Annotated in this window: 27 protein-coding genes; 13 read left to right on the top strand and 14 right to left on the bottom strand. The window is 61.1% G+C overall.

The window, feature by feature from the left end; translation table 11 throughout:
* The first annotated feature begins 205 nt into the window (after nt 1-205).
* The 5 genes from KDW95_RS09840 (at nt 206) to cysG (ending at nt 5,766) form a co-directional block, all read left to right on the top strand.
* Complete coding sequence (locus KDW95_RS09840) at nt 206-991, top strand: sulfite exporter TauE/SafE family protein (RefSeq protein WP_255856095.1); 786 nt, start codon at nt 206-208, stop codon at nt 989-991.
* 64 nt (nt 992-1,055) lie between these two features.
* Nucleotides 1,056-2,720 (top strand): nitrite/sulfite reductase, encoded by a 1,665-nt coding sequence (locus tag KDW95_RS09835; RefSeq protein WP_255856094.1) that lies wholly within the window; start codon nt 1,056-1,058, stop codon nt 2,718-2,720.
* Nucleotides 2,704-3,195: a DUF934 domain-containing protein gene (locus tag KDW95_RS09830; RefSeq protein ID WP_255856093.1), complete on the top strand. Its 492-nt coding sequence runs from the start codon at nt 2,704-2,706 to the stop codon at nt 3,193-3,195. The genes KDW95_RS09835 and KDW95_RS09830 overlap by 17 nt, the downstream gene beginning before the upstream one ends.
* Nucleotides 3,196-3,306: 111 nt before the next feature.
* A complete protein-coding gene (locus tag KDW95_RS09825) occupies nt 3,307-4,026 on the top strand; it encodes a phosphoadenylyl-sulfate reductase (RefSeq protein ID WP_255856092.1) in 720 nt (239 codons plus the stop codon).
* 288 nt (nt 4,027-4,314) lie between these two features.
* Nucleotides 4,315-5,766 carry a siroheme synthase CysG gene (gene cysG / locus KDW95_RS09820; protein ID WP_255856091.1) on the top strand — a complete coding sequence of 484 codons (1,452 nt, stop codon included), beginning with the start codon at nt 4,315-4,317 and terminating at the stop codon, nt 5,764-5,766.
* 39 nt (nt 5,767-5,805) lie between these two features.
* On the opposite strand, the gene KDW95_RS09815 is transcribed toward cysG, so the two are convergent.
* Complete coding sequence (locus KDW95_RS09815) at nt 5,806-6,783, bottom strand: TDT family transporter (protein ID WP_255856090.1); 978 nt, start codon at nt 6,781-6,783, stop codon at nt 5,806-5,808.
* 99 nt (nt 6,784-6,882) lie between these two features.
* On the opposite strand from KDW95_RS09815, the gene KDW95_RS09810 reads away from it, so the two are divergent.
* The 3 genes from KDW95_RS09810 to KDW95_RS09800 all read left to right on the top strand — a co-directional run bounded on the left by KDW95_RS09810 (nt 6,883) and on the right by KDW95_RS09800 (nt 9,537).
* Nucleotides 6,883-7,794 (top strand): LysR family transcriptional regulator, encoded by a 912-nt coding sequence (locus KDW95_RS09810; protein WP_255856089.1) that lies wholly within the window; start codon nt 6,883-6,885, stop codon nt 7,792-7,794.
* A gap of 144 nt (nt 7,795-7,938) precedes the next feature.
* Complete coding sequence (locus KDW95_RS09805; protein ID WP_255856088.1) at nt 7,939-8,559, top strand: response regulator; 621 nt, start codon at nt 7,939-7,941, stop codon at nt 8,557-8,559.
* 114 nt (nt 8,560-8,673) lie between these two features.
* Nucleotides 8,674-9,537: a hypothetical protein gene (locus KDW95_RS09800; RefSeq protein WP_255856087.1), complete on the top strand. Its 864-nt coding sequence runs from the start codon at nt 8,674-8,676 to the stop codon at nt 9,535-9,537.
* Nucleotides 9,538-9,557: 20 nt separating this feature from the next.
* Here KDW95_RS09800 and KDW95_RS09795 read toward each other — a convergent pair whose 3' ends face one another.
* The 5 genes from KDW95_RS09795 to KDW95_RS09775 form a co-directional block, all read right to left on the bottom strand.
* The gene (locus KDW95_RS09795) at nt 9,558-10,625 is read right to left on the bottom strand and encodes a diguanylate cyclase (protein ID WP_255856086.1); all 1,068 of its coding nucleotides are present in this window, start codon (nt 10,623-10,625) and stop codon (nt 9,558-9,560) included.
* A 101-nt stretch (nt 10,626-10,726) separates the two neighbouring features.
* The gene (locus tag KDW95_RS09790; protein WP_255856085.1) at nt 10,727-11,545 is read right to left on the bottom strand and encodes an ABC transporter permease subunit; all 819 of its coding nucleotides are present in this window, start codon (nt 11,543-11,545) and stop codon (nt 10,727-10,729) included.
* Between the two features lie 435 nt (nt 11,546-11,980).
* Entirely contained in the window at nt 11,981-12,886 is a 906-nt protein-coding gene (locus tag KDW95_RS09785) for an ABC transporter permease subunit (protein ID WP_255856084.1), read from the bottom strand.
* Complete coding sequence (locus tag KDW95_RS09780) at nt 12,883-14,031, bottom strand: ABC transporter ATP-binding protein (protein ID WP_255856083.1); 1,149 nt, start codon at nt 14,029-14,031, stop codon at nt 12,883-12,885. The genes KDW95_RS09785 and KDW95_RS09780 overlap by 4 nt, the downstream gene beginning before the upstream one ends.
* A 56-nt stretch (nt 14,032-14,087) precedes the next feature.
* Entirely contained in the window at nt 14,088-15,191 is a 1,104-nt protein-coding gene (locus KDW95_RS09775; RefSeq protein WP_255856082.1) for a polyamine ABC transporter substrate-binding protein, read from the bottom strand.
* Nucleotides 15,192-15,416: 225 nt separating this feature from the next.
* Between KDW95_RS09775 and KDW95_RS09770 the strand changes: the two genes are divergently transcribed.
* Complete coding sequence (locus KDW95_RS09770; protein WP_255856081.1) at nt 15,417-15,629, top strand: hypothetical protein; 213 nt, start codon at nt 15,417-15,419, stop codon at nt 15,627-15,629.
* Here the strand turns inward: KDW95_RS09770 and KDW95_RS09765 are convergent.
* Nucleotides 15,614-16,330, bottom strand: coding sequence for an SIMPL domain-containing protein (locus KDW95_RS09765; RefSeq protein ID WP_255856080.1), 717 nt, complete (start codon nt 16,328-16,330; stop codon nt 15,614-15,616). The genes KDW95_RS09770 and KDW95_RS09765 overlap by 16 nt on opposite strands.
* Before the next feature lie 187 nt (nt 16,331-16,517).
* Here KDW95_RS09765 and KDW95_RS09760 point away from each other — a divergent pair, with 187 nt between their 5' ends.
* Both KDW95_RS09760 and KDW95_RS09755 read left to right on the top strand, forming a co-directional pair.
* A complete protein-coding gene (locus KDW95_RS09760) occupies nt 16,518-16,973 on the top strand; it encodes an EVE domain-containing protein (protein WP_255856079.1) in 456 nt (151 codons plus the stop codon).
* A gap of 207 nt (nt 16,974-17,180) precedes the next feature.
* Nucleotides 17,181-18,503 carry a diguanylate cyclase domain-containing protein gene (locus KDW95_RS09755; RefSeq protein WP_255856078.1) on the top strand — a complete coding sequence of 441 codons (1,323 nt, stop codon included), beginning with the start codon at nt 17,181-17,183 and terminating at the stop codon, nt 18,501-18,503.
* A gap of 33 nt (nt 18,504-18,536) precedes the next feature.
* Here the strand turns inward: KDW95_RS09755 and KDW95_RS09750 are convergent, their stop codons facing one another.
* The 7 genes from KDW95_RS09750 to KDW95_RS09720 form a co-directional block, all read right to left on the bottom strand.
* A complete protein-coding gene (locus KDW95_RS09750) occupies nt 18,537-19,466 on the bottom strand; it encodes a 2-hydroxyacid dehydrogenase (RefSeq protein WP_255856077.1) in 930 nt (309 codons plus the stop codon).
* A gap of 55 nt (nt 19,467-19,521) precedes the next feature.
* The gene (locus KDW95_RS09745; RefSeq protein ID WP_255856076.1) at nt 19,522-20,559 is read right to left on the bottom strand and encodes a lipid A deacylase LpxR family protein; all 1,038 of its coding nucleotides are present in this window, start codon (nt 20,557-20,559) and stop codon (nt 19,522-19,524) included.
* Nucleotides 20,560-20,568: 9 nt separating this feature from the next.
* Nucleotides 20,569-21,060 (bottom strand): disulfide bond formation protein B, encoded by a 492-nt coding sequence (locus KDW95_RS09740; protein ID WP_255856075.1) that lies wholly within the window; start codon nt 21,058-21,060, stop codon nt 20,569-20,571.
* 64 nt (nt 21,061-21,124) lie between these two features.
* Nucleotides 21,125-21,466 (bottom strand): YdbL family protein, encoded by a 342-nt coding sequence (locus KDW95_RS09735; protein ID WP_255856074.1) that lies wholly within the window; start codon nt 21,464-21,466, stop codon nt 21,125-21,127.
* A 10-nt stretch (nt 21,467-21,476) separates the two neighbouring features.
* Nucleotides 21,477-21,680: a YnbE family lipoprotein gene (locus KDW95_RS09730; protein ID WP_255856073.1), complete on the bottom strand. Its 204-nt coding sequence runs from the start codon at nt 21,678-21,680 to the stop codon at nt 21,477-21,479.
* A 42-nt stretch (nt 21,681-21,722) separates the two neighbouring features.
* Nucleotides 21,723-24,011, bottom strand: coding sequence for an intermembrane phospholipid transport protein YdbH family protein (locus KDW95_RS09725; protein WP_255856072.1), 2,289 nt, complete (start codon nt 24,009-24,011; stop codon nt 21,723-21,725).
* Nucleotides 24,012-24,034: 23 nt separating this feature from the next.
* Nucleotides 24,035-24,958 (bottom strand): hydrogen peroxide-inducible genes activator, encoded by a 924-nt coding sequence (locus KDW95_RS09720; RefSeq protein ID WP_255856071.1) that lies wholly within the window; start codon nt 24,956-24,958, stop codon nt 24,035-24,037.
* Nucleotides 24,959-25,099: 141 nt separating this feature from the next.
* Between KDW95_RS09720 and KDW95_RS09715 the strand changes: the two genes are divergently transcribed.
* On the top strand, nt 25,100-25,519 hold the full coding sequence (locus KDW95_RS09715; protein ID WP_255856070.1) for a rubrerythrin family protein: 420 nt from the start codon (nt 25,100-25,102) through the stop codon (nt 25,517-25,519).
* A 111-nt stretch (nt 25,520-25,630) separates the two neighbouring features.
* A complete protein-coding gene (locus tag KDW95_RS09710) occupies nt 25,631-26,971 on the top strand; it encodes a heterodisulfide reductase-related iron-sulfur binding cluster (protein WP_255856069.1) in 1,341 nt (446 codons plus the stop codon).
* Nucleotides 26,972-26,995: the final 24 nt, after the last annotated feature.

Genomic DNA, 26,995 nt, shown 5'->3' with positions numbered 1-26,995 from the left:
TCATACAATCAAAAAGAATATATTCGACTTCGCTTATTCTTAAATGGAATAAGATGCGAGCGATTCAGGACAGGGTCGTCAGGCGCTGCGTGGTTATTTTTGGTTATAACAAAATTTCTAATAAGTATTTAGAGTTATAAGCGGTGGTCAGTATGATTGGCCGCAATTAATAGCAGCAGTTCGCCTGCATGAGTGGTTGAGCAGCATGGAATTCGCATACAGTTTTGCCGGCCTGGTGGTCGGCTTTATCGTTGGGCTCACCGGTATCGGCGGTGGCGCCCTGATGACCCCGATCCTGATTGTGGTCTTCGGTATCGCGCCGGTCGTGGCCGTGAGTACCGACCTTATCTATGCTGCGGTCACCAAATTCGGCGGCATGTGGTCCTATGCGCGGCGCAAGATGGTGCACTGGAAGGTGGTGGGCCTGCTGTTGCTGGGCAGCGTGCCGGGCAGCTTGCTGACGCTGAATTACCTCAGGGGCCTCGAAGCGCTGGAAAGCATCGAGAGCCTGATGAACATGACGCTTGGCGTGTCCCTGGTGCTGACCTCGATCGCCGTATTTTTGCGCAACCAGATTCGCGAGCGCGCCATGCGGCTGGAGAATCATCCGCTGGCGGCCCAGGCGCGGCGCTGGCGTCCGCTGTTTACAACCCTGATGGGATTGCTGCTGGGCGCGCTGGTAACGCTGTCGTCGGTCGGTGCCGGCGCCCTGGGTACGGCCATGCTGATTCTGCTGTACCCGCGCATGAGCATGCCGGCCATCGTCGGCACGGACCTGGTGCATGCAGTGGTGCTGACCAGCGTGGCCGGTGCCGGACACTATTCAATGGGTAATGTCGATTTGACATTGCTGTTATACTTGCTGATCGGTTCCCTGCCCGGGGTGTTTCTGGGCAGTCATGTAGGCGTCCGGCTGTCGCCGCGGGTGATGCAGCCGATCATGGGGTCGATTCTATTCGCGATTGGTCTGCGCTTCGTGCTGGCAGGCTGATTGAATCTTTCCACGGGCATTGAGATGAGTGGCGGGCCTCCCCGTCAGGCAAGGTGTAGTTAGCATGTATCAATATACAGAAGTAGACCAGAGACTGGTGGATGCGCGTGTTGCGCAGTTCCGTGACCAGACCCGACGCTTCCTGGCAGGTGAGCTGCCGGACGAAGAGTTTTTGCCGCTGCGGCTGATGAATGGCCTGTACATTCAGCGTCAGGCGCCGATGCTGCGCGTTGCAATTCCGTACGGCCTGCTGTCATCCACACAGATGCGCAAGCTCGGGCATATCGCCCGCACGTATGACAAGAACTATGCCCACTTCACCACGCGTACCAACGTCCAGTTCAACTGGCCGAAGCTGGAAGAAGTGCCTGATATTCTGGCCGAGCTGGCTGAGGTGCAGATGCATGCCATCCAGACGTCCGGCAACTGTATCCGCAATACCACCACGGACCATTTTGCCGGCGTCAATGCCGACGAAATTGAAGACCCGCGGCCCTATTGCGAGCTGATTCGCCAGTGGTCTACGCTGCACCCTGAATTTGCCTACCTGCCGCGCAAGTTCAAGATTGCCGTGACCGGTGGTCCGAAAGACCGCGCTGCGTCCCAGGTGCATGATATCGGCCTGCACCTGGTGAAAAACGATGCCGGCGAAGTGGGCTTTGAAGTGCTGGTCGGTGGCGGTCTTGGCCGTACGCCGATCATTGGCAAGTCGATTCGCAGCTTCCTGCCCAAGGCGGATCTGCTGTCCTACCTGGATGCCATTCTGCGCGTATACAACCTGAACGGTCGTCGCGACAACAAGTACAAGGCCCGTATCAAGATTCTGGTACAGGCGCTGGGTGCCGAAGAATTCGCCCGCCTGGTGGAAGCCGAGTGGGAACAGGTCAAGGCGGAACAGCCGGAGCTTGAAATCACGGCTGAAGAGTTCACCCGTGTGGAAAACTTCTTCAACACCTTCGAGTACGACGCGACAGCTGCCGAGGATGTCAGCCTGAACGCCCAGCTCGAAGCCGATACGGATTTTCGTGTCTGGTACGAGAAGAATACTGTCGTGCACAAGATCAACGGTTATCGTGCAGTGGTCGTTTCCCTCAAGCCCATGCTGGCGCCGGCAGGGGATGCCACCGATCTGCAGATGGATGTCGTAGCCGACCTGGCCGACCAGTACAGCGGCGGCGAGATCCGCGTGACCCACACCCAGAACCTGGTACTGGCCGATGTGAAGAACGCCGACCTGTACGCCCTGTGGAAGGTGCTGGCCGAGCACAACATGGCGCGCCCGAACATCAACATGCTCAGCGACATGATCGTGTGCCCGGGCGGTGATTTCTGCGCCCTGGCCAACGCCAAGACTCTGGGCATTGCCGATCAGATCAACCAGAAGTTCGAAGACCTGGATTACCAGTACGAGCTGGGCGAGATCCGCCTCAACATGTCCGGTTGCATCAACGCCTGTGGTCATCACCACGTGGGCCATATCGGTATCCTGGGTGTCGACAAGGGTGGTGAGGACTGGTACCAGATCACCATCGGCGGTTCCGACAAGGAAGATGCGTCTCTTGGCAAGGTGCTGGGTCGTTCCGTGGGTGCCGATGAAGTCGCCGGCACGCTGGAGAAGCTGCTGCTGACCTACGTCGAATCGCGCGAAGAAGGTGAATTGTTTATCGATACGGTGCGTCGCATCGGTGTTGCCCCGTTCAAGGAGAAAGTCTATGCCCCTGCTCATTAATCGCGAAGTCGTAGCCCAGGACAGTTGGCAGTTTCTGGATGCAGAGGCCACGCTGGAGCAGGCGCCGCAGGATGGCGACCTGGTTGTGCCGCTGGCGCTGTTTCTCGAGCACCGTGCGCAACTCGTTAGCCGTAACGGTCGCCTGGGTGTGCAGTTTAACGGTGACGACGACATCGAGGTTCTGCTGGCGGACCTGTCCGGGCTGGCGCTGGTGGCCATCGAGTTCCCGGTATTCCGCGACGGTCGCGGCTTCAGCCAGGCGCGCCTGGTGCGCCGTGCAGGTTTCACCGGCCAGCTGCGCGCGGTGGGTGATGTCACCCGGGATCGCCTGGATCACATGCAGCGCTGTGGCTTTGATGCGCTGGCGGTGCCGGATGATCGCTTCAAGCCTGAAGTGCTGAATGCCTTTGGTGAAGTGAGCGTACATTACCAGGCAGGTGCCGACGACCCGCGGCCGATTTACCGCCAGGGTTAATCGAGCTGCCCGCATCGGGATAGCGGTCTTGTTACCAGAACGGCTGTTGCTGTATCCGTCCGGTCTTTGGCGGTACGGCGCGACAGCCGTTTTTTATAGAGGATACATCGCATGAGTGAGCAGTTGAGCGCCGAGCTGAATGCCCGGGTCGAGCAGGTTGCAACCCTTCTGAAGCAGTCCGCTGAGGACTACAAAGGCGCCATCGTCTTTGCCAACAGCCTGGGTGCTGAAGACATGGTGCTGACCGACCTGATCAGCAGGCACGCGACGGGCATTACTGTTTTTGTACTCGATACCGGGCGCCTGCCGGAGGAAACCCTGAAGCTGCTGGCGGACGCCAGGGCGCGCTACGACCAGCTGAGCTTCAAGGTGTACTACCCGGAGGCTGCCGATGTGGAAGCCTTTGTGGCGGATCATGGCATCAATGCTTTCTATGAGTCCCAGGAGCTGCGCAAGGGTTGCTGTTTCGTGCGCAAGCTCAAACCGCTCAAGCGTGCCTTGGCCGGCCAGAAAGCCTGGATCACCGGTCTGCGCCGCGAGCAGTCCGTGACCCGGGATGAAATCGCCTTCAGTGAATGGGACGAGGGCAATGGCCTGCAGAAGCTCAATCCGCTGGCGGACTGGAGCGAGAAGGACGTCTGGGCCTATATCCGAGCTCTGGATGTGCCCTATAACGCGTTGCACGATCAGCACTATCCCAGCATCGGCTGTGCGCCCTGTACCCGCGCCATCTCCATGGGCGAGGATGTGCGTTCGGGCCGCTGGTGGTGGGAAAATCCGGACAACCGCGAGTGCGGCCTGCACCCGGCGACACCGCTGAAGTTCAAGTAGCGCGCGGTCGCCATCCTGAACGCCGCTGCGGGGTATCCGCAGCGGCGTTTTTGTTTTCCGTATCGCGGGCCGGGGTTGCGCCTCTTAATGGTGCGCAGCGCTGCTCGAAAAGGGAGCGCCGGCGCCATTATGGTGCGCGTGCTGGCGGGGCAGTGCAGGCTTTGTGGGTTTTGGTGTTGGCAGTGTTCTTGCAGTGTTAGTGGTAGCTTGCCAACGAGTACCCAGGGTGCGCGGCGAATTGCGATACACTACAAATATCTAGATAGACAGGCAGCAGGAGTTCGGATTTTGGAGTACCTCCCTCTTTTTTTCCGCCTTAAGGATCAGCCGGTATTGCTGGTGGGCGGCGGCCAGATAGCCATGCGCAAGGCCAAACTGCTGTTGCGGGCCGGGGCGCGTCTGACCGTGGTGGCGCGGGACGTCTGTGCGCAGCTGACCGAGATGCTTGATGTCCAGGGTGGTCAGCAGATCATTGGCGAATATCACGCGGCTCTGCTGGACGGCTGTGTGCTGGTGGTGGCGGCAACCGATGATGAGGCCCTGCACGAACGAATTCATTATGATGCCGTGCAGCGCCAGCTGCCGGTTAACGTGGTGGACTCCCCGGCGCTGTGCACCTTTGTTTTTCCGGCCATTGTGGATCGCTCCCCCATCGTGATCGGCATTTCTTCCGGCGGTGCATCACCGGTGCTGGCGCGCATGCTGCGGGCCCGGCTCGAGACCCTGATTCCCAATGGCTACAGCCAGCTGGGTGCCCTGGCGGGTCGCTTTCGCGACCAGGTCAAGGCGCGTTTCAGTGGCGTGAATCAGCGGCGCAAGTTCTGGGAGTCGGCACTGCAGGGGCAGGTGGCCGAGCAGGCCTTTGCCGGTCGTATGGCGGCGGCTGAAAAACTGCTGCAATCCAAGCTGGATGAAGGCGACCCGGAGCATCAGGTGGGCGAGGTGTACCTGGTGGGGGCGGGTCCGGGCGATCCGGAACTGCTGACCTTCAAGGCGCTGCGCCTGATGCAGCAGGCCGATGTGGTGCTCTATGATGCGCTGGTGTCGGAGGCGGTGCTGGAGCTGTGCCGACGGGATGCGGACATGGTCTATGTGGGCAAACAGCGTGATAACCATGCGGTCCCCCAGGATGGCATCAATGAACTGCTGGTGCAGTACGCGCTGCAGGGCAAGCGTGTTTGCCGTCTGAAGGGCGGCGATCCCTTTATCTTTGGCCGCGGTGCCGAGGAGCTGCAGTCACTCAAGCCTCACGGGATTCCGTTCCAGGTGGTGCCGGGGGTGACCGCCGCCAGTGCCTGTGCCACCTACGCCGGCATACCCCTGACGCACCGCGAGCATGCGCAGTCGGTGAAGTTTGTTACCGGTCAGCTGAAAAACCGCACCACGGATCTGAATTTCGCGGAGCTGGTACATCCCAACCAGACCATCGTGTTCTACATGGGGCTGCATACCCTGCCAGAACTCAGTGGCAAGCTGGTGGCCCATGGCAAGCCGGGTAGCACGCCGGTTGCCATCGTTTCCAGAGGCACGGCGGCTGATCAGAAGGTGCTGACGGGAACCCTGGATACGATCGCCGAGCTGCAGCGCCAGGCGCAGCTACCGGCGCCGGCCCTGATCATTGTCGGTGAGGTGGTTAGCATGCATGAGAGCCTGTCCTGGTTCGGTGATGATCTTGTCGAGGGTAAAAATCATACCCTGATGAAGGTCCATCATGACCCGAGCGGCGACGTGCAAGGCTAAACCGTCTGCCTGTCCCCCATCCGAGCGGGCCGGCTGTGATCAGTCGGTACCTGCAACTTCGGCCGCGCTGGCGCTGAAGCTGCGGATCCAGTGCAGTAACAGGCGCCCGGACACATACAGTACCATCAGGCTGGCAAGGCCAAGTTGCGCGCTTGCCAGCCAGCCAACCTGACCTATCACATCGCCCGGGGCGCCAAGCGCCTGCAGGGTATCAGTAAGTAACAGCATGGCCAGTGCGCTGACAGCCACAGGGAAGGCGAAGGCCGCGTGGGATGAGCTGAACGGCAGTCGTAACAGCTGAAAGAATGCCATGTAGATGATCAGTGTCATCAGCTGGGCGATAGTGCCCAGGACCGCAATCAGCAAGATGGAGGGCTCGTCGATAATGCTGATGTACCCTGCCAGACAAAGGTTGGCGGGAGCGGCAAGAATGGCGAGAATCGGCCGCGCTGCCCTCGGCAGGCGCTTGGCGAAAATCAGCCGGTAGAGCATCAAGGGTAGCAGCAGGCAATAGCTGATCAGGCCAAACCACATCAGGTTGCGCGCCAGTTCGATTGCCTCTGGCGGGCAGGTCAGGGCCGCGCTGACGATACCGACAGGCGGTACAAACCAGCTGGGCGCCATATGGTGCAGCTCGAACTTGCGGATGCGGTGCAGCGCAAACAGCAGCAGAAACGTCAGGTGCAACGCCACGGCCAGCAGCCAGATGCCCCCGGCAAGGGATGGCGTTATGGGATGCAGTGCATCGCTGATGACCATCGCCGCCATGCTGAAAGTTGGTACCACGCCGCCAACAACCGGGTGGGCCAGGTCTCGCCATAACAGCAGTGGATTGAAGACAAACTTGCACAGAACCGCCAAAAGAAGGCCGCCCGCCAGCGCGGCGCTCGCTAGTGCCATTTGTCCCTGGTGTGGGCTGTACAGCTCCCAGCAGGCGCCCAGTGCCGCTATGCCCAGCGCAAGGCCGGCAAGCGGCGTTGGTACCTGGCGGATGGCGAGTCTGAACGCGTGAAACATCTATCTGGCCTCGGGAGTTTGGGCGAACGAGTTTTAACATGCTAATAATTTACTACTTTAAATGATATCTAAAGATTTTTTACGGATTATTAAGAGAAATTGAACACTCAAGCGGTTACCATCAAGCAGTTGCGTGTGTTTGTCAGCGTTGCCCGTCACGGCGGGCTGGCGGCTGCAGCACAAGAATTGTTTCTGACGCGCGCCGCCGTGTCCATGGCACTGCAGGAGCTTGAGCGCCATTTGGGCAGGGTGCTGTTTGATCGGGTGAGCAACCGCCTCAGGTTGAACGCCGCAGGAGAGCAGCTGGTGCCGCTGGCCGATGAGTTGATAGCGCGCATTGGCGTTATCGGCGGACTCTTCAGTCCCGATGGGGTGTATGCAGGCCAGCTTCGTATCGGTGCCAGCAACACGATTGGCAATAACCTGTTGCCGGGGCTGCTGGCGCAATTCATGGCCGAGGGGGATTGTCAGCGACCAGTCGTCATCATCGGCAGTACCGCCAGGTTGCTGGAACAGTTACAACGTTTTGAGCTGGACCTGGTGTTTATTGAAGGTTCTGTCGACACGGAGCCTCTTGTCGTGTGCCCCTGGGGCGAGGACGAAATGCATGTGGTGGCGGCGCCGGACAACCCCCTGGCGGATGGGCGCACTCATAGCCTGCGGGATCTGGATGCTCAGCGCTGGGTGCTGCGTGAGGCGGCATCGGGCACGCGGGAGCAGTTTGAGCGGCTGCTGCTGCCGCACCTTGAAAGCTGGACCCTGGCACTGGAAATGAATGCCAATGAGGGGGTAAACAACAGTGTGGTGGCGGGCTTCGGGCTGGGCTTTATGTCACGCCTGGCGACCCGCAGCCTGTGTAGCAGCGGGCTGTTGCGCGAGGTCCGGCTCGATCAGGTCTTCACCCGGCAGCTGAGTCTGGTGTACCACGAGGGCAAGTATCAGAGCCCGCTGCTGGGGCGTTTTTTGTCGTTCAGTCAGGCCTGGCAGCAGGCGGGCCAGGGTAGGGGCTGATTCATGGACGTTACCCAGGTCGGTGGCAGGAGTCGCCCAAACCTCACTGTTTTATTTAATTAAGCATAGATTTTTCGAGCCTGACCACAGGGTTTCAAAAAGTGTAGAATGCCGTCGACAAGGACTATATAGCAACGAATGCCCATGAAATTCAGACCGGATGATATTTGTACCAGCCGCAAGGCGGCAGAAATGCTGGGCGTGTCTGCCCGTACCGTGCAGCTCTGGGCGGATGCCGAAATTATTGAAAGCTGGAAGACCGCCGGAGGGCATCGTCGCTTCAGCCTCCTGCAGGTGGAGAAACTGGTGCGTGAGCTACAGGACGGCAAGGGCCCGGCTCTTTCAGGTGCGATCGGCGACGCTACGGTACCCTCCAGGGCGCCAGTACGCGTGCTGGTCATTGATGACGAAAAGGTACTGTTGCGGCTTTACGAGCTGACACTGAAAAGCTGGCAGCTGCCGCTGGATCTGCATCTGTCGGACAACGGCTATACCGGCTTGCTGAGTGTCGGGCAGGTGGAGCCGCAACTGCTCGTCCTCGACCTGAACTTGCCGAATATCGATGGTTTCAGCATCATTGCTGCGCTCAAGCACAGCGGTTTGCTCGAGCGGATGGAGCTGCTGGTTATTTCAGCGCTGGAACCCGACGAGGTGCTGGCGCGCATGCCGGTTGGCGTTGAGTGCCAGGTCCTTCCCAAGCCTATTCCGTTTGATGTAATCAAACAGCGAATCGAACAGATCCTGGCGCGACAACCCGGTACCTGAACCCCGGGACAATATTTCAAGGCAGGTCTGTACGCAGGCCTGTTGCGCTTGAGCGACAAATTCGGAAAATATGGTAACATTAGGGTGTTCTGATTTTACCGGATTTTGTGGCCCATGCGATTGCAGTTTTTTCAGCGCCTGCTTGATCAGCTTCACGGCAGTGTTGCCGTTATGAACCAGGCCGGCACCCTGTTGCTGGTGAGTGAGCTGGCCCAGCGACAATTTGTCCTGACGCCGGGTTTGCAGGTTGAAGTGTTGCACCGTGAAGGGGATCGTATCCTGCTGCGCCAGCCGACCACTCAGCAGCTGCACTCTGCACAGGTAATTCGCTGGCTCAAGCTCGAGTTTCTGCTGTTTCAACGCCCGCCCAGAGAGCCTTTGGCGGATGCGCCCGCCGCCATGCCCGCCGACTCGGAACTGATCGAATTTTGCGCCCGCACCGACATACAGTCGCGGCTGGAGCCGCAGCAGCGGCGACAACTGCAGCGCCTGCTGGAAGATGCCGCCGGGGTTGAGTCGGTGGAACCGGTGGTTTCGGCAGACCTGCAAGCCGCGACGGTGGAGCCGCTGGGCCTGATTGAACAGGCATTCGCCCCGGCCCTTGAGGGCGTTGACGAGTTTTTTTTGCAGGCCCCCAGCGTATTGGGGTCCATCTACGGTGACAGGGGGCAGCTGGCATCGGCCCTGCGTTCTCTCGTGGTAACACTGGTGACACAGCGTTGCAGCCGTCGGCTGCTGGTGCGGTTGCACCAGATCGAGTCCGAGCTGCTGATTACCGTGCAGGATATTGGTGATCTGCAGCTACCGCGCATGACTCGGCTGGGGACGGATGAGCCCTGGAGCGAGCCTGTGATGCACAGTCCCGAAGCCTGTGCCGTGATTGAGCGCCACGGTGGCCAGTTGCGCCTGCGTGGAGATATGGCCCAGGGGCGCGTTACCTTCAGTTTTCCTATCGCCGTGAAAAACGTTTTCGACTGACTGCGCGCCTGGATCGCCTGTCAGGCTTCGGCCGCCAGGCATGCGTCGTCAAGTTCGGAGAAGCAGACCGCACGGTTGCGGCCCTGGCGCTTGGCCTGGTAGAGCGCGAGGTCCGCATGCAGAATCCAGTCGGCATAGCTTTCCTTGTCGGCATTCAGCTCGGCGATACCCAGACTGAGGGTCGCCGGGCTGTTCGAGTGCAGGCGGGAAAAAACGTGCTGCCGTGCCTGCTCGGCGCGTTCCAGGGCTTGGGCGGCGTTGCAGTCGGGTAGCAGGATACCAAACTCATCGCCACCGTAGCGGCCGATACAGGCACTCTGCTGGAAGCACTCCTCCAGCAGGCGCGCGACCTGACGTATCACGTCATCCCCGGCAACATGCCCGAAGCGATCGTTGACCTGCTTGAAATAGTCGATATCCAGCATCAGCAGGCTGTATGCGCTCTGGTCCTTCTGGTTGCTGGCAAAGGCCTCGGCAACGCGCTGCTCCCAGTGTTGACGGTTGAACAGCCCGGAGAGGCCATCGGTACGGCTGACAATCTCGAGTTGCTTGCGTTGTTCGTTGGCGGCGAGGGCGAAACGGTAGGCGCTGTAGCCGATAAGTAATGGGTAGAACAGCAAGGCCGGAATACTGGCCAGCAGCGTGAACAGGGACGACTGCAGCTGTGTCGGTACATCGCTTGGCAGCCAGGTCACGGCTGCGCTCAAGCTGTAGACCAGCATGCCGTTGAGGCAGCGGCGTTTGCCGCCGAGCGACAGCAGCACCATGCCAAGCATGGAAAACGCCATGACGGATGGCAACAGGTTGAAACCCATCATGACGGTCCAGAAACCACACTGGGCAGCGTCAAAGTGCTGGTTGATTTTTTCACTGCGGTAGGGGTTGTCGCTCAGGTGCGCGTGCCAGTACGCCAGGTGCGGCCAGACCAGGCCGCTGAACGCAATCATCAGCCAGCTGGCCGGGCCCGCTCCCTGCTCGAACAGTACCGAGGCGACGCTGATGGCGCCCAGGGCGAAACCCGCACCGCGGGAGGGGTAGATACGTCTGACGAGTTGCCGGCCACGCCTGCGCTGGGTCGCGTTCATCATCCTTAATACTGTCCTGTGGGCGCCGTGAGTAAGGGTCCGCCAAGCAGTATAACCCCATTTTTCGTTGCATCGGGGCTGGGTGCCAATTATCCAGTATGCTGTTAACCGGTATCTTTGGTGCTGCTTTTTTCCTGTCGGTAGAGCAGTACGCCGGCAATGGCGACGGCGATACTGACAATGACCACGATCAGCGTCGCCAGAGCGTTGATCTGGGGGCTGACACCCAGGCGCACGCTGGAGTAAACCACCATGGGCAGCGTTGTGGCGCCCGGGCCGGAAACGAAGCTGGCGATCACCAGGTCATCCATCGACAGCGTGAAGGCCAGCAGCCAGCCGGCGACCAGCGCCGGCGCAATAATGGGCAGGGTAATGCTGAAAAACACCTTCAGTGGCCGTGCGCCGAGATCCAGCGCCGCTTCTTCCAGTGACATGTCCATATGGGCCAGGCGGCTGCGCACGACCACCGTGACATAGGCCATCGAAAAGGTGATATGGGCGAGGGTAATGGTGCTCTGGCCGCGGCCGGCGGGCCAGCCAGTGAGTGTTTCCATGGAAACGAACAGCAGCAGCAACGACAGCCCGATGATGACATCGGGCAGTACCATGGGGGCTGTGACCATCACCTCCAGGCTGGCACGCCCCCGAAAGCGGCGGTAACGCACCAGGGCCAGGGCCGCCAGGGTGCCCAGCACCACGGCGGCACTGGCATTGATGGCGGCGATCTTGATACTGAGCCAGGCGGCACCGAGAATCTGCTCGTTGTGCAGCAGCTCGCCGTACCACTTGGTGCTAAAGCCTCCCCAGACCGTTACCAGTCGGCTTTCATTGAACGAATACAGCATCAGGCTGAGAATCGGCCCGTAGAGGAAGGCATAGCCGAACAGCAGTATTGTCATTAGCAGGGGCGCACGACGGAACATCACTGAGCCCCCTGAGTCTGTTGTAACGGCAACCCGGGGCGCTGCGTGCAGCACCACCTGGCACTGAAGCGAGCTCCACTGCGGAGCACCGTTACCAGCCGGTTTTCGTTGAACGAATACAGCATCAGGCTGAGAATCGGCCCGCAGAGGAGGGCATAGCCGAACAGCAGTACCGTCATTAGCAGGGGAGCAATTAGCAGGGGCGCACGGCGGAACATCACTGAGCCCCCTGAGTCTGTTGTAACGGCAACCAGGGGCGCTGCGTGCAGCACCACCTGGCACTGAAGCGAGCTCCACTGCGGAGCACCGTTACCAGCCGGTTTTCGTTGAACGAATACAGCATCAGGCTGAGAATCGGCCCGCAGAGGAGGGCATAGCCGAACAGCAGTACCGTCATTAGCAGGGGAGCAATTGGCAGGGGCGCACGGCGGAACATTACAGGCCTCCCTGGTTGCGCTGTTCGTAATGGCGCAGCAGCATGAACGGAATGATCAGCACCACCAGCAGCACGGCGGCCAGGGCCGAGGCAACCGGCCAGTCCTTGTTGCTGAAGAACTCGGTCCACATCAGCTTGCCCAGCATCAGGGTATCGGGGCCACCGAGCAGGTCGGGAATCACGAACTCACCCATCACCGGGATAAACACCAGCATCGCGCCGGCCAGTACCCCGGGCATCGACAGTGGCAGGGTGATGCGCAGGAACTGTTTCCAGGGTCGACAGCCAAGATCCGCCGCCGCCTCCAGCAATGTCAGGTCCAGCCGGATCAGGGTGGCGTAGAGCGGCAACACCATAAAGGGCAGGTAGCTGTAAACGATGCCGATATACACGGCCACCGGCGTGTGCAGTATTTCCAGCGGGCTGTCGATGAGGCCCAGCCCCATGAGCAGCTGATTGATCAGGCCATTGTTTTTCAGAATGCCGATCCAGGCGTATACCCGGATCAGGAACGAGGTCCAGAAGGGCAGAATAATGAGCATCATCAGCGGCAGACGCCAGTGCCGCGGTGCCCGGGCGATGGCATAGGCCATGGGATAACCCAGCAGCAGCGTCAGCAGGGTCGAGAAGGCAGCGATCTGCAGTGAGCTGACCAGTGCCTTGAGGTACAGGCTGTCTTCCAGCAGCAGTTGATAGTTGCCCAGGTTGATCGCCAGCACCAGCACGCCGTCCTTGAACTCGCGCAGCAGGTCGAGATAGGGGGGCTGCGCCAGCACCGACTCGGACAGGCTGAGCTTGAGTACAAACAGAAACGGCAAGGCAAAGAACAGGGCGAGCCAGAGCGAGGGCAGGCCGATGATCAGGCGTCGCCCTGCACGGGCCCGCGAGACGTTGCAGAGGCTCATTCAGTCAGAACCGAGCAGCTGTCGGGCTGCCAGCCAAGCATGACATCCTGTTCCCAGCTCAGCGGTTGCTCCGCCAGGGCCTGCACATTGGGCTGGGTGAACTGCACCCGTTTGCCGCTGGGCAACTCGGCATGATAAATCGATACACCGCCGAGGTAGGCGATTTCCTTGATGCGGCCACGCAGCCGGTTTGCGGGTTGTCCAGCCGTAGCTGCGTCGCCGGCGTGCAGCAGCCGTATCTTCTCCGGCCGCACCGCCAGGGTCAGCGCCATGCCAGGCAGCATCTTTTCGCTGCTGCGTACCTGCAGCTCGGCGCCGGCTGCGTCGCAGGCCAGAGTGACTTCATCGCCGTTCTGGCGCAGTACCCGGGCGTCGAACAGGTTGATCGACCCGATAAAGGACGCGGCATAGCGGGTGGCCGGGAACTCGTACAGGCGCCTTGGTGCATCCAGCTGTTCTATCTGCCCCTCGCGCATCAGGGCAATGCGCGAAGACATGGTCATGGCTTCTTCCTGGTCGTGGGTGACCACAATAAAGGTCGTACCCAGGCGTTGCTGGATATTCATCAGCTCGAACTGGGTCTTCTCCCGCAGCTTTTTATCCAGGGCGCCCAGGGGTTCATCCAGCAGCAGGATGCTGGGGTGGCGCGCCAGCGCGCGGGCCAGTGCCACCCGCTGGCGCTGGCCTCCGGACAGCTGGTGGGGTTTGCGCCGCGCCAGCGGGCTGATTTGCACCAGCTCCATCATTTCCTGCACCCGCGCATTGCGGTCGGTACGGGCCATGGATGTTTGCCTGAGGCCAAAGGCAATGTTGTCCGCCACGCTCATGTGGGGGAACAGGGCATAGGACTGGAACATCATGTTGATCGGCCGTGCGTAGGGCGGCACGCGGGTCATGTCCTGGCCATCAATCAGGATGCGCCCGCGGTCCGGGGATTCGAAACCGGCGAGCATGCGCAGCAGTGTGGTTTTGCCACAGCCAGAGGGACCCAGCAACGAAAAGAATTCGCCCTGCTGTATATCCAGGCTGATGTTGTTGACCGCGGCGGTGTTGCCAAAAGACTTGCCGATGTCCTCAAGTCGCACCGACGGTACTGTGGGGGCGGCCGGCGCGTCCGGGACGGGTACTTTGGGGGCTAGTGTCATTGCCGCAATCAGCTTCCTGCATCAGAAATGCCCCCGAGGGGGCATGGGTAGAGGGCTTAGTGTCCGGTCTTGATCCGGGTCCAGAGGCGGTTGATCGCCTTGGTTTCCCGGTTGCTGGGCGTTTTCAGCGTGATAAAGCGCTCGCGGGTCGCCTGGGGCGGGTAGATGCCGGGATCCTGGCGTACGGCATCATCCACCAGCTCTGTTGCCGCGGCATTGGCGTTGGCGTAGGCCACGTAGTTGCTGATCGGGGCGATGACATCAGGGCGCAGCAGGAAATCGATGAAGCGGTGCGCCGCCTCGCCGTTGGGCGCATCGGCCGGAATCGCCATGACATCGGTCCAGACGACGGCGCCTTCACGCGGTACCAGGTAGGCAATCTCGACACCATTGCCTGCCTCCTCGGCGCGGGCCCTGGCCTGCAGTACGTCGCCGCTGTAACCATGGGCGACGCAGAGGTCGCCGTTGGCCAGGTCATTGATGTACTGCGAGCTGTGGTAGTAGCGGATATTCGGCCGCACCGCGGCCAGTACGGTGGCCGCTTCATCCAGTGCCGCGCTGCCGTAGTCATTCGGTGCCTGGCCGATATAGGCCCGGGCAGCCACCAGTACTTCGGTGGGGTCGTCCATCAGCGAGATGCCGCAGCTGGCAAGCTTGGCAGTAACGCTGGGGTCAAATACCAGGCTCCAGCTGTCCAGAGTGGCATTGGCGCCCAGTATTTCACGCACCTTGGTGAGGTTGATGCCAAGACCGGTGGTGCCCCACATGTAAGGCGCCAGGTGGGCGTTGCCGGTGTCGATATCGGCCAGGGACTCCAGAATCACCGGGTCCAGGTTGGCATGGTTGCCAAGCCTGGCCTTGTCCAGCGGCTGGAAGATGCCCGCCTTGATCTGACGGTCAGCGAAAGGGCGTGCCGTGGGAAAGACCAGGTCATAGCCACTGTGGCCGGCCAGCAGCTTGGCCTCCAGTACCTCGTTGGAGTCGTACACATCGTAAAGCACCTTGATGCCGCTTTCCTGCTGGAAACGCTCGATAGTGTCCTCGGCGATATAGTCGGACCAGTTGTATACATGCAGCTCCTGTTGCGCCGCGGCCTGCACCGAAGCCCCGAACAGCAGGCTGGCGACAAGTATCCTGAACGTAGAAGGTCTGTTCTTCATTCAATCGGTTCCCGGGTCATGATGTCTGAATGCTGGCCGCAATGGCCGCGGTCAACAGTGGTGTGAAAATGCCTGATTTGAATGCCGAATATGACCAATTCGCAACAAAAAACCAATGTTTTTTTGATGCTTCTGGCAGGGTTTATCGTGCCGGCGCAAAGAACTCTCAAGCCCGGGCTTGCGCACTATGCTTGTGGGGTGGCAACAATATTTCGGGGAATAAAAATGCAGTCCAGAGATGCGCTTGAACTGGCAAAGGCGGTACAGCAAGCGGCCATAGTTGCGGCCAGGCAGGGGTATGAAAATGCGGCTATCAGCGGGCTCTGTCATGAGGGGGCCTGGGAGGCGGCGCTCAGCGCGATCCAGATGCTGGATCTGGACGCGCTGATCGTGGATGAGCCGGCCGGGACAGCGGTTGGCGTTCAGTCGGACAGGTAGTACTCGACCGTGGACACGACTCTTAGTTTCTTGATGTGGGGGCTGTTGCGGTCGCGGTCCGAGATCGAGAACTGGCCTTGCTGCGCCGAGCGGATCTTGCCGAGGCGGCTGTTCGAGTCGGCGGCGAACTTTTCGGCGACCGCGCGGGCTTCGCGGGTGGCTTCCTCCACCATCCCGGGCTTGACCTCGTTCAGGCGGTTAAACAGATACTCGGTGCTGTTACCGTACTGGCTCCCCGTCAGGGCGATACCGTTTTGCCCCAGCTGCGCCAGGTCCTGCATCAGCGGGCGCACCTGGTCGACACGGCTGGAGTAGACGGTGACCGTCTGGGTCGCGCTGAAACGCTGGCTGTAGTTGCCATCGCCGTACTGCTGCACCTGCTTGTCGATTACCGCTGGAGGGGACAGGCTGATTTCATCGGGCTCGACACCATGCAACAGCAGAAAAGCGCGAATCTGTTCTGCGTGCTGCTGCAGGCTTCGGTAGAGCGCGCTCAGATCGTTGTCCACGACGCTGAACTGGATCGGCCAGAGCACGACATCGGCCGGGTACTCCCGCTCCGACAGGCCTTTTACCGTGACTCTGCGCTCGGTTTCCTTGACGCGCAGTGCGGCCTCGCCAAGCAGGTACCCCAGGCTTGCAAGGCCCAGCAGGATACAGATTCCGAGCAGCAGAGCGCTGCTTCGCGGTGCGGTGTTCATAGGTCTCTCCCTGATCAGTTGAATGCGCAGCCTGCCCGATTTTGCCGGTTTCATCTGAACCGGTCGTGAACCTGCTGCCTGGGGTGGCTGCAACCTGAATACTTCGGGCCAGGGAGTGCTGCTTCTCGGTTGGCGGTTAGGCACTGGGATATACTGGCGCCTGATCCAACGGCAGGAGGTAAGCGTGATGCAATGCTGGTTGTTCAAGACCGAACCGGACCTGTTCGGCATCGAGGATCTGGCCCGGGCGGCGGACCAGACGGCGCGGTGGGATGAAATCCGCAACTACCAGGCGCGCAATTTTTTACGCGATGACGTGAAGGTTGGTGATCAGGTGTTTATTTACCACAGCAGCTGCAAGGCGGTGGGCATAGCGGGTTTGGCAGAGGTGGTGCGTGCCGCCTACCCGGACCCCAGCCAGTTTGACCCCTCCCATGCCCTGTTCGATGCCAAAGCGGTTGTGGGGTCGCCGCGCTGGTTCTGTGTGGATGTACGGCTGCGTCAGCGTTTCAGTGATGTCATACCCCTGCGTCAGCTCAAAGCCATGCCGGAACTGGCTGGCATGACATTGCTGCGCCAGGGGCGCCTCTCGGTACAGCCGGTGAGCGATGCCGAAAGGCGGGCTATACTGGGTATACTTTAGTTTCTGAATTTTCCGAATACTTTTCCGATTCGGTCTGGGTATACTGCTTGCATAAGCGTCCTTGTCTTCGGTGTTCTGGGCGTTCGAATTGTCCCCCGGGTCGTGGAGGGCAGAGCTTTCTGACGGAGGGCGTCGGTACGCATGTTTATTCGCAGGGCGAGAGACGCGTTTGGCGGGATGCTGTGGCCGTATGCAGGAGTGTTGGTTGTGGCGCTGTGCGGCATACTGGGCACCGAGTTTGTGGCGGGGTTGGCCAACCAGCGGGACCGCGAGTCGGTGCAGCTGGAAACCCAGGTCGAACTGTCGGAGCTGCGCGTCTGGCTCGAAAGTGAAATCAATTCGGTACTCTATCTCACCCGCGGCTTGACGGCCTATATAGTGGCGCGCCCGCAGGCGACACCGGCGGAGTTTGCCGTGGTGGTGCCCTATATCCTGCGTGGCAGTGATCACGTCCGCAACATCGGTCTGGCCCCGAACAACCGTATTCGCTTTGTGTATCCGCTTGCGGGCAATGAAGCCGCACTGGGGCTGGATTATACGCAGGACTCGCAGCAGTGGCCTGCCATTGCGCGGGCGATCGAGCACGGCGATATGCTGGTGAGCGGGCCGCTGCAGCTGGTGCAGGGCGGAAGCGGCCTGATTGCGCGCAGCCCGGTCTTTGTCGATGTGGGCAAGGACAGCCGTTACTGGGGGCTGGTGTCCATCGTCATTGATATGGATTCGCTGCTGGCGGCCGCTGGCCTGAATGATAACCCCCGGGGTATCGCGTTGCGCGGAACCGATGGCCTGGGGGCTCGGGGTATGCAGTTTTTCGGCCCGGCCGGCGTGTTCGAAAGTGCGGATGTGCTGACGCTGCCCGTCAACTTTCGTCACGGTCAGTGGGAAATCGGGGTCGTGCCTGATCCGCGCCTGCAGGGCCAAGCCGGCATGCGCACCAGGGGGCTGCTCTATGCGTTGCTGCTGGCCATCGTGGTGCTGTTGCTGCAGTTGATCCAGGTGTTCTGCCGCGCCCGTCACCAGGCCACCATCGATGCGCTTACCGGGTTGCCCAATCGGCGTATGCTGCTGGAGCGCGCCGGTCAGCTGATCGCCCAGAGCCGGCGCAATAACAGCGGTTTTGCCCTCTGTTATGTCGACCTCAATGGCTTTAAGCCGGTCAACGATCGCTATGGGCATCATGCGGGCGATCAGGTGCTGCAGGAAGTTGCCGTTCGCCTGCGCCGGGCCTTGCGTGTCGTGGATACGGTTGCCCGTACCGGCGGTGATGAGTTTGTGCTGCTGTTGCCAGGCATCGAGTCGGTACCGCATGTGGATGCCGTACTGCAAAAGCTGTCGGCCGTGATGCGGGTGCCGGTGCTCTACAAGGGAGAGAACATTGTGGTGGGTGCCAGCATGGGTTGGGCGCTGTTTGCCAGCGAGGCGGATACTCTGGATGCGCTGATGGCGCTGGCTGACAGTAGAATGTATGAGATGAAGGAGAATTTTAAAGCCGTCGCCCGCAGTGCCCGGGCCGGCACTGCGATGCAATAGGGCGCGCTAGCGGAGGCCCGGGCTCAGACTGCCTCAATAGCCCAGTGTACTGTCGACGCGGGGGACGTACAGTCCCTGTTCCAGCGACGCGATATCCGCGGTGATCTGTTCCAGCGCCTCATCGATCAGCGTTGGCGCGGCAATATGGGGCGTGATGATAACATCAGGCCTGCTCCAGAGCGGGTGGTCGGCCGGCAGCGGCTCGGCAGGAAACACATCCAGCAGGGCGCCCCGCAGCTGGCCGGATGCCAGGGCGGCGTTCAGTGCGTCGAGATCCAGTGTCGTGCCACGCCCGGCGTTGATCAGCACGGCGCCGTGGCGCAGCCGGGCCAGGCGCTCGGCATCGAGCAGGTTGTCGGTTTGCGCGGTGGCCGGCAGCAGGTTGACCAGCACATCGCAGCGCCCCAGGAAACCGTCGAGGTGTTCCAGTCCGGAGTAGGTATCAATACCCTCAATGCTTTTGGGGCCGCGGCTCCAGCCCTGAACCCGGTAACCCAGCAGGCTGAAGCGCTGCGCGATGGTTTGGCCCAGGGCGCCGAGTCCGAGTATGCCAATGCAGCGGGTGTTGGGTGCCGGACTCGGGTGCGGCTGCCAGAGCTGCTGCTGTTGCTGGCGGCGGTAGTGGTCAAAATTGCGGCCAAAATGAAGCACCCCGTAGTGGATATAGTCGAACATCCAGGGGTCCATGCCGGCATTGCGCAACTTGATAACGGGGACGTCGTCGGGCCGACCAGGCAGGCGCAGCAGAGCGTCCACGCCGGCGCCGAGGTTGAATATGGCTTTTAGATTTTTCTGTTGGGCAAAGAGCTCAACCGGTGGGTGCCACAGCAGTGCGTAGTCGGCCTGCCAGCCAGTCTCCAGCCGGGTCGACCAGAGGCGTACATCACACTGGGGCAGGGCCGTGCGGATGGCGTCGAGCCAGTCGTCGCTGGCAAGTCCCTGGCCGTAGAACAGAATATTCATGTGTCTTGTTCCCTGTTTTTGCAGGACGTTGTTCGGGGGAGCCACAGCGCCTGTATCAGTAGTTATAGGACGCCGACAGCGATCCGTAACTGTGCCCGCTGGCCTGACCGTCGAACTCGCGGCTGCGGTGTACCCGGGCGAATGACAGCTTCCAGCGCTCGAAAATGGCCGAGACACCGATCGCGGCTTCCCCCACCAGAGGCTCCTTGCTGACCGAATGGCTGTTGCGCCAGCTGTTGCCGTCCAGAAATATATCCTGCAGTACCCAGCGGCCATCCACGGAAATAAAGCCGTGCAGGCCCCAGCTGCCATAGTAGCGCGGGTCTCGGCGACCCGGAGCGCTGTTGTCGCCGCCGGGGCGCAGCGCCGAGGTGCCAAAGTCATCGGGCAGGTGCCAGCCAAAGCGCAGTTCGGCGCCAAGGTTGGTATAGGTGGCGATGTTGCCAAGGCTGGCACCGGCGTGCCAGATAAGGTCGGCGCCCAGCCCCGACGGGCGGCTCTCGGTCTGGCTGCGCCGCTTGTGCTCATACACCAGCTGCAGACCGGGCTCATTCTTGATCTGGTTATCCCAGCCCTGGAATTTTTTAAAGCCGCGCACTTCATGGACCAGGTCCTGGGCTTGCTGGCCCAGTGCCACGGGGCCGACGAAGCCCAGGTTCAGCTCCACCGAATTCAGCTTGTTGCGGGTTTTGGCGTGGTAGCCCACGCCGCCGTAGAGCCAGGCGGCATAGGGTCGGTCGTTGAGGTCAACGGTGGTGCGGTCGATATCCTGGGGTGTGAAAATCTGCTGTCCCAGGGTCAGCACAATATTGCGCCGTACCGAGTCGATGCGCGATTCCGGTACCGGGTAGAAGGGCTCGAACCAGTCGTTGACCGTCAGTACCCAGTCGGGCAGGCGGGGGTCGTACAAAAAATTGTCGATATCCGGGGACACTGCGGAAAACCGGATACCGTTGGTGTAGTTCTGGTCAGTCTGGGTGAACAGATCGTTCTCCAGATAGAAATTGTAGGTCCAGGGCGCATCGGCGTCGGCCTGCACCGAGACTGGCAGCAGCGGCAAAGCAGCGGCCAGTAACAGGGTGTTTATTCGCATGGGGTCAGCTCAGTTAAAATAGCTGCGGCGGCTTTTTTTACGCAGCTGCTGCCATACCAGCACCAGCAGGACGATAAAGAGCAGCAATGTAAGGTGTGGCACCTGCAGCCCGAACAGCCCCCATTCGGTGCCGCTGGCGCAAGCCTCGCCGCCACGCAGTGCCTCGGTGATGGATTGCATTGGCGACAGCACTTGCGGTGGTGTCTCGGGCACGCATTCAGGGCTGGCCGTCAGGTTGAGCCAGGTATGTTTCAGGCTGGTGGCGAGGCCGGCGAGCAGTAGCAACAGGTTGAGCCCCGAGAGCAGACGCTGCAGCCAGGGCCTGGGGTTGAGTACCCAGCCAATGGCGAACAGCAGTGCCAGGCAGAGGAAAATAAAGCGGGTCAGGGTGCATAGCGCACAGGACTCCAGCCCCAGTTGCTGTTGCAGGTAGATCAGGGCAAACCCCAGCGCGCCGGCGCAGATGCTTAAACCGATAAAGTTGCTCAGACGATATGACATGCCGGATGTGTCAGCCTTGGGAATCACGCGCAGTCCTTGGGTTCCAGTGTGACGGCAGGGCGGTTCACTTGCGCTGCCAGGTGCCACCTTCGGTTTGAATGTACTGCCCGCTGCCGGTCTTTTGCTGCAGGCGCTGACCGATTCTCAGCTCAATGATCTGCAGCTCAACGCCTGCGCTGCTGGCGCTATCCTGGTAGGCCTGCTTGCGTTTGCTGTTGATGTCGGCCACCAGTGCCTTGACGTCGCCGGACGGGTTGCTGACCACAATACCCAGGTAACCATTGCTGCGCTCGCCCACCAGACCCTGGCTCTTGGCGTCGTCCAGCGACAGAGCCCAGGCAGGTGCGGCCAGCAGGCTGAGCACGAGTGCGGACAGTGACAACAGGGATGCAAGTCGGTTTCTCATGGCAATGTCCTTAGAAAAGGTTGCTGTTTTCCTGGAGCAGGGAATCGATCTCTTTATCAACCTTGACCAGGATCTCGTGTTCGATCTTGACGTTGAGATTGATGGTGATCGGCTCATTGGGCATGGCGACCTGTACAGTCGGTGTGCAGGCTGCAACCAGCAGGCCGGCTGTGAGCAGCGATGCCCTGGGCAGTAATTGTCGATATGGGTACATGGTGTCCTCCAGGGCCCGCAGATGCTTGCCGCGAGTCAGTGATCAACGGTAACGCTTCTCGATCGACTCCGTCAATTTGTCGGTAAATTGCAGCGTCTTCAGCAACGTCAGCAGGTTTTGCTCGATATTGATGCTGAAATCCACGGGCCTGCCGTTGTTCCAGTCCGGATTTCTGCCCTGCAGCCGTGTGTTCATCAGGGTTGCGCCGTCGGCATCGTACTGCAGATCGACCGACAGCACCTCGTACTCAAAGTTTTTCAGCGCCTGAAGTGCCATGGCCATGCCCTGGTGGGCCTGGCCGAGGGCGGCCACCCGGGCATCGGGTGCAAAGCGTATCCACCCCGGACCCTGGCTGGCGATACGGCCGTCGCGAACCCGAAAGCCGCTGGCATCGAAGCTCAGGGGCAGTATCCCGGAGAGCAGTCCTTCGCCGCTGAGGCCTTTTTGCTGCTGCAGTTCGAGTACCCTTTGCAGCTGCAGGCCCTGCAGTCTCAGCTGTGTGTCCAGTGTGGGGGACTGGGGATTTATCGTAACTGAATCAACCGCCAGGCTGCCGCCCAGCAGTTGTGCGCTCAGGCTGTTGAGCTGCAGCTGTGCGGGTTGTGGCAACCGTTGTTCATAGCCGTAGTCCAGTGCGACCTGGTGCACCGGGAAGCCCGCATCGAGTTGATCAAGCCGCAGCTGGCCCTGGTGCAGCACTCGGCCACCATGGCGCCGCAGCGTGCTGGAGCGCCAGTCGAGTCCTGCAAGTTCGACAGCGCCCCAGCGCCCGGCGAGCTGCTCGGCATGCAGTTCCAGGCGCAACGCAATGCCCTGGGTGCTGATATTGGCACTGCCGTTATGGTGCAGTGTACCCGCGTCGATGCCCAGTTCCGGCGGTGCCGGCGGGTAATAGCGATTCCATAACCGCTCGGCCTGATGCAGCGCCAGCGGGCTGGCCTGCCAGTGAATATCGCTGACCAGGGGGGATAGCCGGGTATTGGCGCGGCCACTGAGCTTGAGTGCGGGATCATGCAGGCTCAGCGTAAAGCGCTGGTTGAGCCCACCGTCCTTCAGTTCAAAGCGGGTGTCCAGCGCGGCGTCCGGGAGCGTCTGGCCGGGGCTCTGCCAGCGCAGTGACGGCATCCGCACGCGACCGGTGGCACTGCCCTGTCGAGGGTTCAGGTCGTCGATATCGAGGCTGATCGGATCGAGGGCGAGGCTACCGCTGGCATGTTGCAGCGGCGGACTCTTGAGCAGCAGCTCAATGGGCGGCAGTTGCAGTACGCCTGCCTCGAAAGCGGCCAGGCGGGTGCGGTAATCCAGTGCACTGCGCAATTCGACGCTCGCCTGGGTGGTGGCAAAGCCCGGCAGGGTCAGGCCCTGCAGTTCGGCCCGGCTGCCCGCCGGCAGGCTCAGGTGCAGTTCGCCTGCACGCAGCTGCAGGCGGGCATCAAGCGGCAGCTGCACCCGCTGCAGTTCTTCCCGGTTCAGCGCAAGCTGCAGCGGGCCGCTCAGGGTTTGTTCAATGCTTAAAGCCTGTGGCCAGGCGTGGACATCCAGATCCAGCGGCAGGCGAATGACCCCCTGGGCATCCACCCGGCCCTGCAGTGCGGCCGGTTCGCCAGGTATCAAGGGGGTGGGGAGCTGTAGTTGCCAGTGCCATGCCTCGGTCAGCTCGAGGGCGTGCTGCAGCCGGATTTCCAGCAGATCGGTGCCCGGTCGCAGCTCGCCACGGGCCTGGTATAGCGGATGCGCCCCCTGTTGCAGGCGCAGTTCAAAGCGATTGTCGCTGTCCAGTTGCAGGTCAATCCAGCCGAGGGCGCTATCGTCCTGTCGCAGCTGCAGGCGGCTGTGCAGGTGGCCATCCTCCAGGTTGATGTTGCCCTGCAGGCTGCGCTCGGGCTGGCCGGCGGCGGCGAGTCGCAATTCCAGCTCACCGACCTGCAGTCGGCTAGCCGGTGCCAGTGCCAGCCAGGCGGCGGGCAGCAGCGGGCGCAGGTCCAGCGCGGAGATTGCCGAATGCTCTGAAGCCCGGGTTTGAACCTGCAGCTTGAGGCTGGTGATGCGCAGGCTGTTGAAGTGCAGCCGCCCGATCAGGTCCAGCGGGTCGTACTCGATAAGGATGGGGCCGGTACTCAGGTCGATACGCTGGCCGCTGCGCTGCTGAGTCAGGCTGAAGCTGCGAATCTGCAGCTGGTTCCACTGCGGATAATCCAGTTCGATGCGAGGCTGCGCGATACCGCGTGCCTGCAGCCAGTGTTCGATGCTGTAGCTGGCGAGCATCGGCAGCAGGGCGTACAGCAGAGCAAGCAGCAGCAGGGGGGTCAGTAGCCAGAGGGCAGGGCGCATGAAATCTCCAGAAGGGGCGGTGCTCAGGGCGCGGCGGTCCTGATAGCAGGGACTGCGTGTTGCTGAATAAATTCACCCAGCAGGCGGAACTCGTCGGTGCGGGCGGCCTGGCGGCGCCACATCAGGCCGATAGCGCGCTGTACGTCCGGTTCGGCAAATTCGCGTGTGAGCACGCTGGTGCCGGCGAGAATCGGCGTTTGCAGTGCCATGCGCGGCAGCAGGGTGATACCGATGCCGTTTGCCACCATTTGTACCAGGGTGTTCAGGCTGGTGGCCTGAAAGGGCACGGACAGGGTCGCACTGCTGAGGTGGCAGGCGGCGAGGGCGTGCCCACGCAGGCAGTGGCCTTCTTCCAGCAGCAGCAGCTCCTGGCCGGCCAGATCCCGGGTGTGCAGCTCTTTGCTGTGGCTTAGCGGGTGGCTCGACGGGCAGGCCAGTAGAAAGTCATCGCTAAACAGGTGCATGGTCTGGACGCCGTCGGCTGCAAATGGAATGGCCAGCAATAGCAGGTCGAGCTCGCCCTGGTGCAGGGCATCCACCAGGTGCTGGCTCAGGCCTTCGCGGATAAACAGCTGAAACTGCGGATGCTCGGCGCGCAGCCGGTTCAGCAAACCCGGCAGCAGAAAGGGCGCAATGGTGGGAATCACCCCCAGGCGCATGCGCCCGCTAAGGGGTGCCACCGCCTGCTCGCACAGCGCGGCCAGGTCGTCCACGGCATTGAGTATCTGATGGCTGCGGGCCACCACGGCGGCACCGATATCGGTCAGCAGCACGCGCTTGTTGTTGCGCTCCAGCAGGATCACACCCAGGTGAGCTTCGAGTTCGGCGATGGCGGAACTCAGGCTGGACTGTGATACGTAGCAGGCCCTGGCGGCGCGGCCAAAGTGCAGCTGGTCTGCCACGGCGCAGAGGTATTTGAGCTGTTTCAGTGTGGGTGGATGAGTCATCGAAAAACTCGATCATTGCATCAGTATTTATCTATTGTACAGATTTTAGTTCGCCGCCTACTTTTTAACCAGGGTGTGTGGCGGCGAAAGGCCATGCGTCCTGCCGGTCCGTCTTTTTTCATGCGTTTGAGGAGGTGTGACATGTCGCTCAAAGGTTCCCAAACCGAGCAAAACCTGAAGGACGCCTTTGCCGGCGAATCCCAGGCCAACCGCCGTTATCTGTACTTTGCCGCCAAGGCGGATGTTGAAGGTTACAACGATGTTTCCGCGGTGTTCCGCTCCACCGCCGAAGGTGAAACCGGGCATGCTCACGGTCACCTGGAGTACCTCGAAGAGGTGGGGGACCCGGCTACCGGACTGCCGATCGGTGGCACCTCGCTGAACCTCAAGTCTGCGATTGCCGGTGAGACCCATGAGTACACTGACATGTACCCGGGCATGGCCAAGACCGCCCGTGATGAAGGCTTCGACGAGGTCGCCGACTGGTTCGAAACCCTGGCCAAGGCGGAGCGCAGCCATGCCAACCGCTTTCAGAAAGCCCTCGACGCTCTCGATGGCTGAGCGGGCATCGCCTGGTTGCCACCATAGTGACTGCCGCTGCGGGCAGGGTGCCGGGCGGTCTTTTTGGGCCTCGCCGGCCGCGTTGCGGGCCGCCTTGAAGAAGGGAGCGCCATGAGTCAGCACAGCACACCGCGCGAAGGGAGCCTGGAGGCACCGACCCGCCACCCGATTGACTGGCAGTCACCGGCCTTTTACGACAGCGAGGCTCTGAACCAGGAGCTGGCGCGGGTATTTGATATCTGCCACGGCTGCCGGCGTTGCGTCAGCCTCTGCGATGCCTTCCCGACGCTGTTTGACCTGGTGGACGAGTCCGACACCATGGAAGTGGACGGTGTCGACAAGGCGGACTTCATGAAGGTGGCGGATCAGTGCTATCTGTGCGATCTCTGCTACATGACCAAGTGCCCCTACGTGCCACCCCATGAATGGAACGTGGACTTTCCGCACCTGATGTTGCGAGCCAAGGCGGTGCACTTCCAGCAACAGCGGGCATCCTTGCGTGATCTTGTCCTCACCAGCACGGACCGGGTTGGCGCTCTGGCATCAATCCCGCTTGTCGATATCACCGTAAACGGGATGAACGCGAACGGCGGGTTTCGCAGCCTGCTGGAGAAATCCCTGGGCGTGCACCACCAGGCCCCACTGCCCAAATACCATCGCAAAACCTTGCGCAAGCGCGTGGCGCCGCTGCGACAGGCTATCAGTCCGCGGGCGCTGAACGGCACCACCGGCAAGGTAGCGCTCTTTGCCACCTGTTACGGCAACTACAACGGTCCTGAACTGGGGGAGGACCTGTTTCGCGTTTATCAGCACAACGACATCCATATCGAGATGGTGCCACGGGAAAAATGCTGCGCCATGCCCAAGATGGAGCTGGGGGATCTGGCATCGGTGGCAAGGGCACGGGAGTACAACATCCCGCGGCTGGCGGCGCTGGTGGATGAAGGCTTTGACCTGATCGCGCCCATTCCCTCCTGCGTGCTGATGTTCAAGCAGGAGCTGCCGTTGCTGTTCCCGGACGATGCCGACGTCGCCAGGGTACGGGCTGCCTTCTTTGATCCGTTCGAGTACCTGTGGCTGCGGCACAGGGGGGGCGGCCTGAAGCTGGATTTCGCCCAGGGGCTCGGCGACATCAGTTACCAGGTGGCCTGTCATCTGCGGGTGCAGAATATCGGTCTCAAGACCCGCGATGTGCTGAACCTGGTGCCGGACACCCAGGTGCACGCGCTGGAGCGTTGCTCCGGCCATGACGGCACCTATGCGGTGCGGGTGGAAACCCGTGAGCGTTCGGTAAAAATCGCCCGCCCGGTGGTGCGCAAGGTGGAACAGCAGCAGGCGGATCACTTCGCCAGCGACTGCCCCATGGCCGCGACCCATATCGCTCACCTCAGCGAAGGGGTCGATCAGGCCGAACCCCCCATCAGCCTGCTGCGCAAGGCCTATGGCATTTGACTGCGCGCGACCGCATCCCCCTGG

The organism is Marinobacterium rhizophilum (genome assembly GCF_024397915.1).
GTDB classification, from domain to species: domain Bacteria; phylum Pseudomonadota; class Gammaproteobacteria; order Pseudomonadales; family Balneatricaceae; genus Marinobacterium_A; species Marinobacterium_A rhizophilum_A.
This window is presented reverse-complemented; position numbering and strand designations above follow the sequence as displayed.

Excerpts from the sequence above, each read along its gene's own strand:
- KDW95_RS09840 (WP_255856095.1), top strand. The coding sequence starts at position 206 with ATGGAATTCGCATACAGTTTTGCCGGCCTGGTGGTCGGCTTTATCGTT.
- KDW95_RS09835 (WP_255856094.1), top strand. The coding sequence starts at position 1,056 with ATGTATCAATATACAGAAGTAGACCAGAGACTGGTGGATGCGCGTGTT.
- KDW95_RS09830 (WP_255856093.1), top strand. The coding sequence starts at position 2,704 with ATGCCCCTGCTCATTAATCGCGAAGTCGTAGCCCAGGACAGTTGGCAG.
- KDW95_RS09825 (WP_255856092.1), top strand. The coding sequence starts at position 3,307 with ATGAGTGAGCAGTTGAGCGCCGAGCTGAATGCCCGGGTCGAGCAGGTT.
- KDW95_RS09815 (WP_255856090.1), bottom strand. The coding sequence starts at position 6,783 with ATGTTTCACGCGTTCAGACTCGCCATCCGCCAGGTACCAACGCCGCTT.
- KDW95_RS09805 (WP_255856088.1), top strand. The coding sequence starts at position 7,939 with ATGAAATTCAGACCGGATGATATTTGTACCAGCCGCAAGGCGGCAGAA.
- KDW95_RS09800 (WP_255856087.1), top strand. The coding sequence starts at position 8,674 with ATGCGATTGCAGTTTTTTCAGCGCCTGCTTGATCAGCTTCACGGCAGT.
- KDW95_RS09795 (WP_255856086.1), bottom strand. The coding sequence starts at position 10,625 with ATGATGAACGCGACCCAGCGCAGGCGTGGCCGGCAACTCGTCAGACGT.
- KDW95_RS09790 (WP_255856085.1), bottom strand. The coding sequence starts at position 11,545 with ATGTTCCGTCGTGCGCCCCTGCTAATGACAATACTGCTGTTCGGCTAT.
- KDW95_RS09785 (WP_255856084.1), bottom strand. The coding sequence starts at position 12,886 with ATGAGCCTCTGCAACGTCTCGCGGGCCCGTGCAGGGCGACGCCTGATC.
- KDW95_RS09780 (WP_255856083.1), bottom strand. The coding sequence starts at position 14,031 with ATGACACTAGCCCCCAAAGTACCCGTCCCGGACGCGCCGGCCGCCCCC.
- KDW95_RS09775 (WP_255856082.1), bottom strand. The coding sequence starts at position 15,191 with ATGAAGAACAGACCTTCTACGTTCAGGATACTTGTCGCCAGCCTGCTG.
- KDW95_RS09770 (WP_255856081.1), top strand. The coding sequence starts at position 15,417 with ATGCAGTCCAGAGATGCGCTTGAACTGGCAAAGGCGGTACAGCAAGCG.
- KDW95_RS09765 (WP_255856080.1), bottom strand. The coding sequence starts at position 16,330 with ATGAACACCGCACCGCGAAGCAGCGCTCTGCTGCTCGGAATCTGTATC.
- KDW95_RS09760 (WP_255856079.1), top strand. The coding sequence starts at position 16,518 with ATGCAATGCTGGTTGTTCAAGACCGAACCGGACCTGTTCGGCATCGAG.
- KDW95_RS09750 (WP_255856077.1), bottom strand. The coding sequence starts at position 19,466 with ATGAATATTCTGTTCTACGGCCAGGGACTTGCCAGCGACGACTGGCTC.
- KDW95_RS09745 (WP_255856076.1), bottom strand. The coding sequence starts at position 20,559 with ATGCGAATAAACACCCTGTTACTGGCCGCTGCTTTGCCGCTGCTGCCA.
- KDW95_RS09740 (WP_255856075.1), bottom strand. The coding sequence starts at position 21,060 with ATGTCATATCGTCTGAGCAACTTTATCGGTTTAAGCATCTGCGCCGGC.
- KDW95_RS09735 (WP_255856074.1), bottom strand. The coding sequence starts at position 21,466 with ATGAGAAACCGACTTGCATCCCTGTTGTCACTGTCCGCACTCGTGCTC.
- KDW95_RS09730 (WP_255856073.1), bottom strand. The coding sequence starts at position 21,680 with ATGTACCCATATCGACAATTACTGCCCAGGGCATCGCTGCTCACAGCC.
- KDW95_RS09725 (WP_255856072.1), bottom strand. The coding sequence starts at position 24,011 with ATGCGCCCTGCCCTCTGGCTACTGACCCCCCTGCTGCTGCTTGCTCTG.
- KDW95_RS09720 (WP_255856071.1), bottom strand. The coding sequence starts at position 24,958 with ATGACTCATCCACCCACACTGAAACAGCTCAAATACCTCTGCGCCGTG.
- KDW95_RS09715 (WP_255856070.1), top strand. The coding sequence starts at position 25,100 with ATGTCGCTCAAAGGTTCCCAAACCGAGCAAAACCTGAAGGACGCCTTT.
- KDW95_RS09710 (WP_255856069.1), top strand. The coding sequence starts at position 25,631 with ATGAGTCAGCACAGCACACCGCGCGAAGGGAGCCTGGAGGCACCGACC.